The organism is Vibrio fluminensis (assembly GCF_015278125.1).
Classification (GTDB): Bacteria; Pseudomonadota; Gammaproteobacteria; order Enterobacterales; family Vibrionaceae; genus Vibrio; species Vibrio fluminensis.
Genome location: NZ_JADILO010000028.1, coordinates 66,568 through 81,548, shown reverse-complemented (window position 1 = coordinate 81,548; position 14,981 = coordinate 66,568). Strand labels below are relative to the sequence as shown.

Sequence of the window (14,981 nt, the reverse complement as noted above, 5' to 3'; positions counted from 1 at the left end):
GTTCCATCGTTACCATTTCCAGTTCGTATTGTTGCGGAGTCGGTTCTTGAAGCATATCGGAGTATCCATATTTCGATACCCCTATTAGATCAAAGGTCTAGCTCGAAAGCTAGACCTTTGTCAGCAGTCTGAGACCGGTCATTTGACCGGTCTTTTCGATTGTGCGTTAACGAGAAATTAAAGTGCTGCGATAGTCGCTTTTTGCTCTTCAAGTTTCGCTAGTGTCTCTTGGTAACCAACGAGTTTTTCACGCTCTTGGGCAACAACCGCTTCAGGTGCTTTAGCAACGAAACCTTCGTTGCCTAGTTTACCTTCTAGACGTTTGATCTCACCGTGTGTCTTCTTGATTTCGCCATCTAGACGAGCAAGTTCAGCATCTTTGTCGATTAGACCCGCCATTGGGATCATCAGTTCAGATTTAGCCACTAGTGCGGTTGCACATGCTGGTGTTTCTTCACCTGCCGCCAGTACACGTACCGATTCCAGCTTCGCTAGAGACATCAGCACTTGCTTGTTCGCTTCAAGGCGCGCTGCATCTTTCTCATCAGCTTTCAGCATTACTTCCAAAGGTTTGCCTGGGTTGATGTCGTACTCTGCACGTAGGTTACGGATGCTAGTGATGAACGCTTTCACCCACTCGATATCGTCTAGCGCTTCTTGGTTGAAGTTTGCTTCGTCGAATTGAGGTAGCGCTTGTAGCATAATCGTGTCGCCTTCAACACCGTCAACCAGTGGCTTAATGCTTTGCCAAATTGTTTCAGTGATGTAAGGAAGCACTGGGTGAGCTAGACGCAGCGTCTTCTCAAGTACCGTGATTAGCGTGCGACGTGTACCACGTTGTTGTGCTTCAGTACCTTTCCATAGAACCGGTTTAGTTAGCTCTAGGTACCAGTCACAGAATTGGTTCCAGATGAACTCGTATAGCGTGTTTGCAGCCATATCTAGACGGAAGTTGTCGATATGGTTGTTGAACGATTTCGCCGCGAGTTCAAACTGAGACTCGATCCATTTGTCCGCTAGTGAGTATTCAATCTCACCACCGTTGAAGCCACAATCCTGCTCTTCTGTGTTCATCATTACGTAACGGCTAGCGTTCCATAATTTGTTACAGAAGTTGCGGTAACCTTCTAGGCGCTTCATATCCCAGTTGATATCACGACCCGTTGATGCCATTGCAGCCAGCGTAAAGCGTAGCGCGTCAGTACCGTATGCTTCGATACCGTTTTCAAACGTCTTACGTGTGTTCTTCTCGATCTTCGCTGCTAGTTGAGGCTGCATCATGTTGCCACAGCGCTTCTCAACTAGAGACTCAAGGTCAATACCATCGATCATATCGATAGGGTCAAGTACGTTACCTTTCGACTTAGACATCTTGTCGCCGTTTTCGTCACGGATCAGACCAGTAACGTAAACCGTTTTGAATGGTACTTGTGGTTTGCCGTTTTCGTCTTTAACGAAGTGCATGGTCATCATGATCATGCGCGCAACCCAGAAGAAGATGATGTCAAAGCCCGTTACTAGCACGTCTGAAGGGTGGAATACTTTCAGATCGTCAGTTTGCTCTGGCCAGCCTTGTGTACCAAACGTCCAAAGTGCAGAAGAGAACCATGTATCTAGTACGTCTTCATCTTGGTGTAGTTCGATAACAGACTCTAGGTTGTTGTTTTGACGAACTTCGTCTTCACTACGACCTACGTAAACATTACCTTGGTTGTCGTACCACGCTGGGATGCGGTGACCCCACCATAGCTGACGAGAAATACACCAGTCTTGAACGTCACGCATCCAAGAGAAATACATGTTTTCGTATTGCTTAGGAACGAATTGGATGTCGCCATTTTCAACTGCTTCAACGGCAGTTTTCGCTAGCGGTGCAGTGCGTACGTACCATTGGTCAGTAAGCATTGGTTCAATAACCACGCCGCCACGGTCGCCGTAAGGGACTTGTAGATCGTGATCTTTCACTTCTTCAAGTAGACCTAGCTCGTCGAATTCAGCCACGATAGCTTTACGCGCAGCAAAACGCTCCATACCGTGGTATTTCGCAGGTAGTTCAGTACCGTAAACATCAGACGCTTCGCCGTTAGTATTGAATACTTCAGCCGCATCACGAATGTTTGCATCGAAAGTCAGAATGTTGATCATTGGTAGCTGGTGGCGCTTACCAACTTCGTAGTCGTTGAAGTCGTGCGCAGGTGTGATTTTCACACAGCCAGTACCTTTCTCCATATCCGCGTGCTCATCGCCCACGATAAGGATGCGACGATCAACGATAGGAAGAATGATTTCTTTACCAATTAGGTCTTTGTAGCGAGGGTCTTCAGGGTTAACCGCAACACCAGTATCGCCTAGCATGGTTTCAGGACGAGTCGTCGCAACAACGATGTAGTCTTTGCCGTCAGCCGTTTTAACGCCGTCTGCTAGTGGGTAACGGAAGTGCCACATGTTGCCTTTAGTATCTTTGTTCTCAACTTCAAGATCAGAGATAGCCGTATGCAGCTTAGGGTCCCAGTTAACTAGGCGCTTACCACGGTAGATAAGATCATCTTCGTAAAGACGTACGAAAACTTCTTGCACCGCGTTTGATAGACCGTCATCCATCGTAAAGCGCTCACGATCCCAGTCTACAGATGCACCAAGGCGACGTAGCTGCTTAGTGATAGTGCCGCCAGACTCGCCTTTCCATTCCCAGATTTTGTCGATGAAAGCGTCACGACCGTAATCGTGTTTTGTTTTGCCTTCTTCAGCCGCAATCTTACGCTCAACAACCATTTGAGTTGCGATACCAGCGTGGTCAGTACCCACTTGCCAAAGGGTGTTTTTGCCCTTCATACGCTCACAACGGATAAGAGTATCCATGATCGTATCTTGGAACGCGTGGCCCATATGCAGGCTACCAGTGACGTTCGGTGGCGGGATCATGATGCTGTAAGCTTCTTTAGTCGTGTCACCGTGTGGCTTAAAGTAGCCTTTCTCTTCCCAAGTCTGATACAGAGCTTGTTCGATTGAAGTTGGGTTGTATGTTTTTTCCATAGCGCTCTTTCTCCTCATCATATTTGGGCTGATAGCGGCGTTAACTGCATTCATAAAGCTCAATCACATTCATGAGTTTACTCACTGGTTGCCTTGCTCTAAGCCCAACTATTTCGAGGACTGGTTCTGGTTAATCATGGTCAATTCTTATAAGTGAACTCTCTGGAAGGAGAGCTTAACTATAAGGATTGACCGTTACGGATGTTCGATCTCGATCGTTTGCAGCTGGTAGCCAGCTTGACGGTAGATTTTATACCTTTCTCGTGCGAGCTGTTTAGCTTTTTCTTCGCAAGGGACGAAGTCTACCACTTGAGCAAACTTGTTCGCAAAGGTTGTCTCATTTTCCGCCAAATTAATTACCAATTGACGATTCCAAGAGGGTTTAACCCCTTGATGACCGATTTCAATATTGGTGGCATATCGTGGTCCTTCACCAACGAGGTTATGCGCAATAAACTTATCTGCATCGACTTGCCAGAAAAGTTCGGCCATTGCTTCAGCGTGACTCTTATTTTGGCAGTTTAAGTATACCTTAGCGCCTTGGCGGGCAAAATGTTGGCTGAGAAATACTGCATACTCAGCGAAACCTATTTCTGTTGCCTGCGGGCTGTCGGTTTTTACGATGTAGAAAGTGGCTGTTTGCATCACGCTCTCGCTTGCCGTATTAAAAAAGGGCCTTGCGGCCCTTCTTGCTATTGTACAGAAATTATTCTTCTGTCTCTTGGCCGCTGCGGTTCAAAAGGAATTGGACTAGCATTGAGACCGGACGACCTGTCGAGCCTTTTGCTGCACCTGATTTCCATGCAGTACCTGCGATATCAATGTGTGCCCAGTTGTACTTCTTAGTAAACTTAGATAGGAAACAACCTGCTGTAATAGTACCAGCGGCACGACCACCAATGTTCGCCATATCAGCAAACGGGCTCTTTAGCTGTTCATGGTATTCGTCAGCCATAGGTAGACGCCATGCGCGATCGCTCGCTTGCTCAGAGGCATTCACTAACTCGTGAGATAGAGGATTGTGGTTTGAAAGCACACCACTGATGTGGTGACCTAGTGCAATCACACATGCACCCGTCAGCGTGGCAACATCAATAACACAGTCTGGTTCAAAACGCTCAACGTAAGTTAATGCGTCACATAGAACTAGACGACCTTCTGCGTCGGTGTTCAGCACTTCAACCGTTTGACCAGACATGGTGGTGAGAATATCACCAGGGCGGTAAGCATTGCTGCCCGGCATGTTTTCACAACCTGCCAATACACCGATCACGTTTAGTGGTAGGTTTAGCTTAGCCAGTGCTTTCATTGCGCCGAAAACAGAAGCTGCACCACACATGTCGTACTTCATCTCATCCATCGCTTCGCTTGGCTTGATAGAAATACCGCCTGAATCGAAGGTTAGACCTTTACCTACAAGTACGATTGGTTTTGCATCTGGATCTGGGTTGCCTTTGTACTCAATGATCGACATCATCGATTCATTTTTTGAGCCGCGACCTACCGCTAGGTATGAGGTCATGCCCAGTTTTTCCATCTCTTGTTCACCAATGATCTTAGAGGTCACTGATTCATAGTCATCCGCTAGACGACGAGCTTGAGAAGCAAGGTATGCTGGGTTTGCAACGTTTGGTGGCATATTGCCAAGGTCTTTTGAGGCTTTAACGCCAGAAGCAATAGCTAGACCGTGGGCGATAGCGCGTTCACCAAGGTTTAGTTCACGACGAGTTGGTACGTTGAACACTAGTTTGCGCAGTGGTCGACGAGTTTCTGGTTTAACCGTTTTAAATTGGTCGAACGTGTACAGGCCATCTTTGGTTGCTTCAACCGCTTGACGTACTTTCCAGTAAGTATCGCGGCCTTTAACGTGCAGCTCAGTTAGGAAACACACTGCTTCCATTGAGCCTGTTTCGTTGAGCGTGTTGATGGTTTTTTGAATGATTTCTTTGTATTGACGTTCGCCAAGCTCACGCTCTTTACCGCAACCAACCAATAATACGCGCTCAGATAGCACGCCTGGTACTTGATGCAATAACAGCATTTGACCTGGTTTACCTTCTAAATCACCACGACGAAGCAGTGAGCTGATATAGCCATCGCTAATCTTATCTAGTTGTTCGGCAACTGGAGAAAGGCGACGTGGCTCGAATACACCCACGACGATACAAGCGCTGCGTTGTTTCTCAGGGCTACCACTTTTTACACTGAACTCCATGCGTACTCCTACATCCTGAAGACAAATAGAACTAAATGTTAGATAATGCCTGCTTACTTGTTGATTCCATAATCGGAACTACCTTTAAATTAAGCACGCTAACAGTTAGTTAGATATTTTAAAAAATAAAGGGTTCAACGGGAAATTATAGTGATTCAATTAAAAAAACAAGTTTTGTATAGGTAATTTCAGCGTGATTATTGTTAGATATTTGATCCGCGAGACACTCAAGAGCCAATTTGCGATATTTTTTATCCTGTTTTTAGTGTTTTTGAGCCAAAAGCTGATCAGTGTATTGGCAGATGCTTCCGATGGAGAAATTCCAGCGAGTTTAGTCATGAACTACGTTGGTTTAAGTATGCCATCGATGGGTCTGCTAATGCTGCCATTGAGTTTATTCTTGGGTATTCTACTTACCTTCGGCCGCTTGTACGCCGAAAGTGAGATTACCGTGATGAATGCGACTGGGATTGGTAATAAATTCCTGATCCGTGCAGCGTTATATTTAGCGGTGATCACCGGTGTGGCAGCAGGATTCAATGCTTTCGTACTGTCGCCGTATAGCCAAGAAAAAATTATTCAGCTTGAAGAGAAAATGCAGGCTGAGAACAGCGTCGATTTGCTGAAAAAAGGCCATTTCCAAGGCACGCCAGATGGTTCATCGGTGGTGTTTATTGATGACATTAAAGATGGCGAGATGAAAAACGTATTCGTGGCGCAGATGCGTCCGCGTGATTCTATCTTACCGAGTGTGGCATTTTCGCAATCTGGCGATGTTAAAGAGCTCAGTGATGGTCGCCAAGTGATTCGTATGTACGATGGTACGCGTTACGAAGGTGTGCCAACACGTATTGATTATATGGTGACGCAGTTTGACCAGTACCAAGGTGTTATTGGTCAAAGTGAAGTGAAGCGTAAGGGGCGTGATTGGGAAGCGATTCCAACGATGGACTTGTTTAGTAATCCGGATCCAGAAGCGCAAGCTGAGTTGCAATGGCGTATTTCATTGGTGGTATGTATTCCGCTACTAACAATGCTTGTGGTGCCATTGTCTGCTGTGAACCCACGTCAGGGACGTTTTGCTAAAATGGGCCCTGCGATATTGATCTATCTAGCCTACTTCTTAGCAATCAGTGCCACTAAGTCAGCGTTAGAAGAGGGCGCAATACCGGCGTTTATCGGTATGTGGCCAATTAACATCGCCTTGTTGATTACCGCTGTTGCGATCAACTTAATGGATAGTATTCCTGTGCGACGTTTTAAAGACAAACTTAGACAAAAAAAGAAGGCAGCCTAAGTCGTGTTTAAGATTTTAGATCTCTATATTGGTCGAACCATCATTACAACCTCTTCTCTTGTGTTGGCAACCTTTGTCGGTCTTTCTGCCATCATTAAGTATGTGGAGCAGTTACGTAAAGTGGGACGTGGCACTTATGACATGATTGATGCGCTGTTATTTGTCGTGTTGAGTGTTCCGCGTGATATCGAAATGTTCTTCCCTATGGCGGCGTTACTCGGTGCACTGATTGGTTTGGGCATGCTAGCCTCAAGTTCTGAGCTAGTGGTTATGCAAGCGGCAGGCTTTTCTAAACTAGATATTGGTTTGTCAGTGCTTAAAACCGCCATTCCACTGATGATTATCGTGACGTTACTTGGTCAATGGGGCGCACCACAGGCGCAAAAAATGGCGCGTGACTTACGTGCATTTGCCACGACCAATGGCGCGATTATGTCGGTAAGAACGGGAGTTTGGGCGCGAGATGCCAACGATTTCATCTTTATCGGTAAAATCGAAGACGACAAGTTGTACGGACTGAACATGTGGCGCTTTGATGATCAAAAGCACCTAAAAAACGTCTATTTTGCTAAGGAAGTTGAATATTCTAAAGACCATGTTTGGGTGATGAAAGATGTCCAAGTGACCCAAATGGAAAATGACGTTCAGCTATCTAAAACAACCTTGCCAGAGTATCGATGGGAAACCTCATTGGAGCCCGATAAGCTGGCTGTCGTGACGGTTAAACCTGAAGAGTTGTCGCTCAGTGGTTTGTATGACTATGTCGATTATCTAAAGGCGTCAGAGCAAGATGCATCGCGCTATGAATTGGCCTTTTGGCGTAAGGTGACGCAGCCTATTTCGATTGCGGTAATGATGTTGATGGCTCTGTCGTTTATCTTTGGCCCATTACGTAGTGTGACTATGGGGGCTAGGATTCTCTCAGGTGTGGTTGCGGGCTTTAGTTTCTATATTTCCAGCGAATTCTTTGGCCCATTGAGTTTGGTATACAATATTCCTCCTGTTATCGGAGCGGTTATGCCGAGTATGGTGTTCTTAACCATAGCGATCATGCTACTCAGACGTAAGCTCTAAATTGAAAACGCCCTCAACTGAGGGCGTTTTGTTATCTGTCATTTGAAGGCGGGAGAACTAATCAAAGTCACCGTGTACTTTGCGATTGAGATCGTCAGCGACTGATTTCACCCCTTCATCAAACGTGGCACACCCAGATAAGGCAAGAAAAGTGAGAACTACCGCTAGGTATTTCTTCATAGTTAACTCCTTACTACAAAAAGTCTTTGGCCCCTTTATCGGAAACCATATAGCTAATGTAAATATAAAACAAAGGCCACTGCAGAGTGGCCTTAACAATATTGATTTAATGCACGACGATTGCAGATACGTTATTTAAAACGCATCGACAGATCCATTGCTTTAAGGTGTTTCGTTAAAGCACCAACCGAGATGTAATCTACGCCCGTTTCAGCGTACTCACGAATAGTTTCTAGCGTTACATTGCCTGAGTTTTCTAATGCAGCACGGCCTGCATTAATGGCAACGGCTTCACGCATCATATCGGTAGTGAAGTTGTCTAACATGATGATGTCTGCACCCGCTTCAATCGCTTGTTTCAACTCATCGAGGCTTTCTGTTTCCACTTCAACGGGCTTACCTGGGTTAAGCTCTTGAGCGGTTTTGATTGCTTGAGAAATACCACCACAGGCAATGATGTGGTTTTCTTTAATTAGGTAGGCATCGAATACGCCAATACGGTGGTTGAAACCGCCACCACACGCTACCGCGTATTTCAGCGCGCTGCGCAGACCAGGAATCGTTTTACGCGTATCAAGTAAGCGACAATCTGTGCCTTCAAGTTGTTTTGCGTATTGCGCCGTCATTGTTGCACAGCCTGATAGCGTTTGGATGAAGTTCATCGCGTTACGCTCACCAGTTAACAGCGCGCGAGCAGGGCCAGAAAGCGTGCATAGCACTTGGTTTGGCTCGACTTTGTCGCCATCTTGAACATGCCACTCAATCGTTACTTCACCACCTAGCTGTTTAAATACTTCGTCAGCCCAAGCTTGACCACAGAATACACCGTGCTCGCGGGTGATGATGGTCGCCACGTTGTGCCCATCAGCAGGAATTAGACTTGCGGTAATGTCGTTGGCTGCATCAAGTGTGCCACCTAAATCTTCTTTTAGCGTTTCGCTGACTGCTCGTGAAATTTCTAGTGGCAGTTGCTGCTTCAAATATTCAAGACGCTCTTGGCTGTTGTGTGTGTTTTTCATCGCAAATCTAATACGCAGTTGAACAGAGGAAGGCATGATACGCTGACTGCGAGTGAAATTCAGCCATTAATCTCGCATTTTAATGGCAAAAAGTTAAAATTAGTGACCATTATGGAGAGTGAGAAATAGCCTGATGATTGATTCTCAAGGTTGGTACAAGTCAGCTCGTCACGTACCTTCGCCGTTTTTTGACCAACGTAGCGATAGCCAAGATGTTTCGCTATTGGTGATCCACAACATCAGCTTGCCACCGGGGCAGTTTGGTGGCCCTTATATTGAGCAGTTTTTTCTTGGTCAATTGGATCCCGCTGAGCATCCATTTTTTCAGGTGATTCACAAGATGGGCGTGTCAGCCCACTGCTTGATCCGCCGTGATGGTGAAGTGGTGCAGTTTGTGTCGTTTCTTGATCGGGCTTGGCACGCAGGCGCCTCCAGTTTTGCGGGGCGCGAGCGTTGCAATGATTATTCGATTGGAATTGAGATGGAAGGCAGTGACTATGTGGCTTATACCGACGAGCAATATCAAGCGCTCACCACGTTGACTCAAGACTTAATGATTCACTATCCGCAGATCACGCCTGCGCGAATTACCGGGCACCAATACATTGCGCCGCTGAGAAAGACCGACCCCGGCTTAGTGTTTGATTGGACAAGGTTTCGCGGATCGCTCAACGCTTAGGAACGCCCGAGTCGGGCTTACGGACAACGGAACGCTTCGCTTCGGGAACACTTCGTTACGGAGTATGGAACTCACAAGCTAGTACATATCAATTCTCGAAGCTTGCGTTAAAAACGCAAGCGTTCCCAATTCTCGCAGCGAAGCGTTCTCAAATTTTATAACGATTCGTGATATTCCGTTAGCACTTGCTCAATCCAAGTGGCAATGCGATCGTCACTGAGGTCGTATTGCGAATCTTCATCCAGCGCTAAGCCAACAAACATGCTGCCGTCTTCAGTCAATGCTTTTGAGGCTTCAAATTCATATTTCTCGTCGTTTGGCCAGTAGCCAATCACCGTTGCGCCGGCTTTTTTGACTTCATCGTGCAGTAGTCCCATCGCATCGAGGTACCATTCGCCATAACCCTCTTGGTCACCTAAACCAAATAGAGCTACAGTCTTGCCTTGTAGAGATACACCGCCAATAGTGTCCCAAATTGCTTGCCAGTCTTCTTGGATTTCACCGAAATCCCAAGTTGAAATGCCAAGTAAAAGTAAGTCGTAATCTGCCATCATGTCTAGTGGCGTTTGCTTTACATTGTGAATGTCGACCAACTCTTCACCAATGATAGCGCGCATCTTCTCTGCTGCCATTTCGGTGTAGCAAGTGGTTGAACCATAAAATAGACCGATTTTCATCATTGTGTATCTTTGTTGTTGAGCGGTTGGCGAATTCTAACCATAAAATGGCGAGCTTTGCAGCGAATATCGGCGGTTAATTCGATTTTTTATGGCTTTATTAGCTGTACGCATTTACAGTAAAGCCAATTGTTACAACGAAATTTAGAGAGTTGTTGTGTCAGAAATTATCTCGCCTGATCATGGTATTGTTGAGCAGTTCCTTGATGCGATGTGGATGGAGCGTGGGCTTTCAGAGAATACCCTGTCTTCTTATCGTACGGATTTAGTCAAGCTGCTGGCATGGATGCAAGAGCACAATTATCGACTCGATTTTATTAGTCTTTCCGGTTTACAGGAGTATCAAACCTGGCTGGTGGATCAAGATTATAAACAGACTTCCCGTGCGCGTATGCTTTCGGCGATTCGCCGCTTGTTTCAGTACTTGCACCGCGAAAAAGTGCGCAGTGATGATCCTAGTGCACTATTAGTCAGCCCTAAATTGCCTAAGCGTCTGCCGAAAGATTTGAGTGAGGCGCAGGTGGATGCGCTACTGAATGCACCAGATCCTAACGATGCCATGGAACTGCGTGACAAAGCGATGTTGGAGCTACTGTATGCAACGGGTTTACGTGTAACGGAATTAGTCAGCCTGACCATGGAAAATGTCAGCCTGCGTCAAGGGGTTGTGCGAGTAACGGGTAAAGGGGGGAAAGAGCGCCTAGTGCCGATGGGTGAAAATGCTGTCGAATGGATTGAAACTTTTATCCAGCAAGGGCGGTCTGAGTTACTTGGAGAACAAACCTCTGATGTGGTTTTTCCGAGTAAACGCGCGAGACAGATGACTCGTCAAACGTTTTGGCATCGTATAAAGCACTATGCTGTAATTGCCGGGATTGATACTGAGCTATTGTCACCCCATGTATTGCGTCATGCCTTTGCAACGCATTTACTAAACTATGGCGCAGATCTCCGTGTTGTACAGATGTTACTTGGACATAGTGACTTGTCGACGACACAAATCTATACTCACGTCGCAACCGAGCGATTGAAGCAGTTGCATAGCGAACACCACCCAAGGGCATAACCCCTTGCTTTGGAAACTATTTAAGGTGAAAACAATGAGCGTATTACGCCGAATGACATTACTTGCGCTGCCACTTCTAGCAGTGTCTTCTTTTGCTAGCGCGAGTACCGAAAGTGAATTTAATAAGGCTGAATTGGCAGAGCGTTTTGCTCAGCTTGGCTTACAAGTAAATGACGTAGTACCGGCAGACATTAAGGGTTTAGTCGAAATTCAAACCAATGGTGGTGTGCTGTTTGCTTCTCCGGATGGTCAATACTTCTTGGCAGGTACTTTGTACAAACTGGATAACAATGGTCAGTACAAAGATGTATTGGCAGAGCGTCAAGCACCAATCAATGCCGCTAAAATTGAAGCGATGAAGGACTCAATGATTGAGTTTAAAGCGGATAACGAAAAGTATGTGGTGACGGTATTCACAGATATTACCTGTGGTTACTGTGTGAAACTGCACAATGAGATGCAAGGTTACAACGACTTAGGCATCACGGTTCGTTACATGGCATTCCCACGCCAAGGCGCGGTTGGCAGTGTAGCGGATCAAATGGCGTCGATTTGGTGTGCAGACGATCAGCAAGCGGCGATGCATGATGGCAAAGTAAACCGTAAATTCCCAGCACAAGGTGAGAACTTTAAACAGTGCCAAGAGACGATTCAAAAGCATTACATGCTAGGTCGTGAACTGGGCATTAGCGGTACGCCAGCAATCTTCCTACCAAATGGTGAGATGGTCGGTGGTTACTTGCCACCAGAAAAACTACTGCAACGTCTACAACAGAAATAACCTAAGGAAATAGGCTCGATAGAGCCTATTTTTTATTTTGATATGATAGAAATTCAACGCCGTCCTGAGCAAGACACATCACTGCTGCCTGATACCATTACGCCCCTGCTCAAGCGTATTTATTTGTCGCGTGGTATTACTTCTGTCGAGCAACTCGAAACAGGCGCTCGCGGTTTGCACTCATTTCAGAAATTGCATGGTATTCAACTGGCGGTGGAATTGCTGTTTGCGGCGATAAAAACCAATCAGCGTATTATCGTGGTCGGCGACTTTGATGCCGATGGCGCCACCAGTTCCGCGTTATCGGTGCTTGCTTTACGCATGCTTGGCAGTAGTAACGTTGACTACCTAGTGCCGAATCGCTTTGAAGATGGTTATGGTTTAAGCCCAGAGGTGGTCGATCAAGCCATTGAGATTGGCGCCCAAGTGATCATGACGGTGGATAACGGTGTCTCTTCGATTGAAGGGGTGCGTTACGCCAAAGAGAAGGGGTTACAAGTCTTAGTGACCGATCACCACTTACCTGGTGGAGAGTTACCTATTGCCGACGCAATGGTAAACCCGAACTTGCAAGAGTGTGCTTTCCCCTCTAAATCGCTTGCTGGTGTTGGCGTTGCTTTTTATCTAATGATGGCATTGTGCGTACACATGCGAAATTTGGGTTGGTTCCAACAACAAGGAAAACCAGAACCTAAATTAATGGAGTTGATCGATCTCGTTGCGTTGGGCACCGTAGCTGACGTAGTTGCGCTCGATGAAAATAACCGTATTTTGGTGCATCAAGGCTTACAACGCATTCGTGCAGGCTTAGCTCGTCCCGGTATTCAAGCGTTAATCGAAGTGGCTAAAAAAGATGCTAGCCGTTTAGTCGCTTCTGATTTTGGTTTTGCTCTTGGTCCTCGAATTAATGCCGCAGGGCGTTTAGATGACATGTCATTTGGGGTGGAGTTATTACTGAGTAATAACATCCATGCCGCGCGTCGTATGGCAAGTGAATTGGATGGTCTCAATCAAACTCGTAAAGAGATTGAGGAAGGAATGAAGCAAGAAGCGATGGCTTTTTGTGAACGATTACAGTTTGGTGAAAATGCCAAATTGCCGTTTGGATTGGTGCTGTTCCAACGTGATTGGCACCAAGGTGTGATTGGTATTTTAGCCTCGCGTATCAAAGAGAAGTTCCACCGCCCAGTGATTGCTTTTGCCGATGGTGGTGATGGCATCATTAAAGGTTCTTGCCGCTCAATCCCTGGTTTGCACATGCGCGATACGTTGGATCGTATCGATACGCAAAACCCTGGATTGATCTTAAAATTTGGCGGGCACGCGATGGCGGCGGGCTTATCGATTGAAGAGAAAAATTTTGAACGCTTTGCCAAGTTGTTTGATCAGGCAGTTGAAAGTGAACTTGATGAAGCGGCGTTAAAAGGCGTAATTCTCTCCGATGGTGAGCTTAAGCCTGAAGAGTTTTCTATGCACGTCGCACAGATGCTTAGAGCGGGTGGACCATGGGGACAAGCCTTTCCTGAACCGGTTTTTGATGGTGAGTTTAAAGTGCTGCATCAGAAGCTGGTCGGTGAAAAGCATCTTAAGTTGATGTTGGAGCCGTTATTTAAAGGTCATCCAACCAATATTATGATTGATGGTATCGCCTTTAATGTCGATTTACGCCGTTGGCCTGATGCGTCGGTCAAAACGGTGCATCTCGCTTATAAACTGGATGTTAATGAGTTCCGAGGTAATCAATCACTCCAGTTGCTCATCGATTCAATTGAAGCTAAGTAATAAAAATAAATCAACGCTCTATTTTATATAGAGCGTTGAATTTTATATAAAAATACAGTGTAAACAGAGGTGTAAACCTCTATTTGTTGCAAAAGTGCTATTACTTTTCTTTTCAAAATAAGCATATAAATTTCAACATTTCTTCATTTTTTCATAAAACTTACCAATTATAGCGTGATCGCTAGCACGCCTTATTCCCGCCTGTTTATATTTTGTAATTGGTAAGACCAATCTCATTGCCTTATCTATTAACTATTGTTAATTATTGGTTACGGCAACCCCCGTTCTATGATTTACATCAATTTTTGGCTGGAACTTGCCGCGTGGATATGTTAATTTCTACGCCATTGAAAATTGGTATTACCAATTACCTGCAAAGAGAAAACTATAAAAAGTATGGCTTATCAAAGGATTCGTCAGCCGAAGCTTTCTGATGTTATTGAACAAGAGCTTGAAAGGTTGATTGTAGAAGGAACATTGTCTCCGGGGCAGCAGTTGCCACCAGAGCGCGAGCTGGCTAAACAGTTCGATGTTTCCCGTCCTTCGATTCGTGAAGCCATTCAGAGACTAGAAGCAAAACGACTGCTAACCCGTCGTCAGGGTGGCGGTACGTTTGTCAGTGAGAAGATTTGGACGAGTTTTTCCGATCCTCTGCTAAATTTATTGTCTAGCCACTCTGAAACTCAGCTGGATTTACTGGAGTCGCGCCATGCGATGGAAGGCATTTCAGCTTACTTTGCAGCACTGCGTGGTACCGATGAAGATTTTGCTCGTATTCAAGCCGCGCTAGAGAACATTAGCGCAGAACAAGCAAAGCAAGATGTTGAAGCAGAAGCCGCCGCGGTGATGCAGTTTCTTATTGCATTGACAGAAGCAGCCCATAACGTGGTGTTGCTGCATATCGTGCGAAGCCTTGCTCCTCTGCTCGAGCAGAACATTCTACAGAATTTAAAATTACTACACCGCCGTGAAGAGGTGGTGGAGAAAGTAAGTAAGCACCGAGCTAATATCGTGGATGCGATTGTTTCAGGTCAGCCAGAAAAGGCGCGTGAAATGTCTCACTCACACTTAGCTTATATTGAAGAAACATTGTTGGATTTGACTCGTGAAGAGTCTCGACGAGAGCGCTCTCTGCGTCGAATTCAGCAAGGTAACAACTCATAAGAGTTGTTGCTTAA

The 14,981-nt window shown here is 45.9% G+C and carries 13 protein-coding genes; 7 read left to right on the top strand and 6 right to left on the bottom strand.

Annotated elements, in window-relative coordinates; all coding sequences use genetic code 11:
- Positions 1–177: 177 nt before the first annotated feature.
- From IRQ95_RS16805 to pepA, 3 genes are all read right to left on the bottom strand, one after another.
- Positions 178–3,033, bottom strand: a complete 2,856-nt coding sequence (locus IRQ95_RS16805) for a valine--tRNA ligase (protein ID WP_194438023.1) — start codon at positions 3,031–3,033, stop codon at positions 178–180.
- A gap of 195 nt (positions 3,034–3,228) precedes the next feature.
- Complete coding sequence (locus tag IRQ95_RS16800) at positions 3,229–3,678, bottom strand: DNA polymerase III subunit chi (RefSeq protein WP_194438015.1); 450 nt, start codon at positions 3,676–3,678, stop codon at positions 3,229–3,231.
- 61 nt (positions 3,679–3,739) lie between these two features.
- Positions 3,740–5,248, bottom strand: coding sequence for a leucyl aminopeptidase (pepA, locus tag IRQ95_RS16795; protein ID WP_194438013.1), 1,509 nt, complete (start codon positions 5,246–5,248; stop codon positions 3,740–3,742).
- Between the two features lie 193 nt (positions 5,249–5,441).
- On the opposite strand from pepA, the gene lptF reads away from it, so the two are divergent.
- Together lptF and lptG are read left to right on the top strand one after the other, a co-directional pair.
- A complete protein-coding gene (lptF, locus tag IRQ95_RS16790) occupies positions 5,442–6,545 on the top strand; it encodes an LPS export ABC transporter permease LptF (RefSeq protein WP_194438011.1) in 1,104 nt (367 codons plus the stop codon).
- Between the two features lie 3 nt (positions 6,546–6,548).
- On the top strand, positions 6,549–7,619 hold the full coding sequence (lptG, locus tag IRQ95_RS16785) for an LPS export ABC transporter permease LptG (protein WP_194438009.1): 1,071 nt from the start codon (positions 6,549–6,551) through the stop codon (positions 7,617–7,619).
- 57 nt (positions 7,620–7,676) lie between these two features.
- On the opposite strand, the gene IRQ95_RS22305 is transcribed toward lptG, so the two are convergent.
- The gene (locus IRQ95_RS22305; RefSeq protein WP_267254598.1) at positions 7,677–7,799 is read right to left on the bottom strand and encodes a hypothetical protein; all 123 of its coding nucleotides are present in this window, start codon (positions 7,797–7,799) and stop codon (positions 7,677–7,679) included.
- Positions 7,800–7,930: 131 nt separating this feature from the next.
- The gene (nadC, locus tag IRQ95_RS16780; RefSeq protein WP_194438007.1) at positions 7,931–8,818 is read right to left on the bottom strand and encodes a carboxylating nicotinate-nucleotide diphosphorylase; all 888 of its coding nucleotides are present in this window, start codon (positions 8,816–8,818) and stop codon (positions 7,931–7,933) included.
- 133 nt (positions 8,819–8,951) lie between these two features.
- Here nadC and ampD point away from each other — a divergent pair, with 133 nt between their 5' ends.
- Positions 8,952–9,497 carry a 1,6-anhydro-N-acetylmuramyl-L-alanine amidase AmpD gene (gene ampD / locus IRQ95_RS16775; protein WP_075649386.1) on the top strand — a complete coding sequence of 182 codons (546 nt, stop codon included), beginning with the start codon at positions 8,952–8,954 and terminating at the stop codon, positions 9,495–9,497.
- A gap of 155 nt (positions 9,498–9,652) precedes the next feature.
- Here ampD and fldB read toward each other — a convergent pair whose 3' ends face one another.
- The gene (gene fldB, locus IRQ95_RS16770) at positions 9,653–10,174 is read right to left on the bottom strand and encodes a flavodoxin FldB (protein ID WP_194438031.1); all 522 of its coding nucleotides are present in this window, start codon (positions 10,172–10,174) and stop codon (positions 9,653–9,655) included.
- Between the two features lie 157 nt (positions 10,175–10,331).
- Between fldB and xerD the strand changes: the two genes are divergently transcribed.
- The 4 genes from xerD (at position 10,332) to pdhR (ending at position 14,967) form a co-directional block, all read left to right on the top strand.
- Entirely contained in the window at positions 10,332–11,240 is a 909-nt protein-coding gene (xerD, locus tag IRQ95_RS16765) for a site-specific tyrosine recombinase XerD (protein WP_194438006.1), read from the top strand.
- A gap of 34 nt (positions 11,241–11,274) precedes the next feature.
- Positions 11,275–12,021 (top strand): bifunctional protein-disulfide isomerase/oxidoreductase DsbC, encoded by a 747-nt coding sequence (gene dsbC / locus IRQ95_RS16760; protein ID WP_123780517.1) that lies wholly within the window; start codon positions 11,275–11,277, stop codon positions 12,019–12,021.
- Between the two features lie 42 nt (positions 12,022–12,063).
- Positions 12,064–13,803: a single-stranded-DNA-specific exonuclease RecJ gene (gene recJ / locus IRQ95_RS16755; protein ID WP_194438003.1), complete on the top strand. Its 1,740-nt coding sequence runs from the start codon at positions 12,064–12,066 to the stop codon at positions 13,801–13,803.
- 396 nt (positions 13,804–14,199) lie between these two features.
- Entirely contained in the window at positions 14,200–14,967 is a 768-nt protein-coding gene (pdhR, locus tag IRQ95_RS16750) for a pyruvate dehydrogenase complex transcriptional repressor PdhR (RefSeq protein WP_194438001.1), read from the top strand.
- Positions 14,968–14,981: the final 14 nt, after the last annotated feature.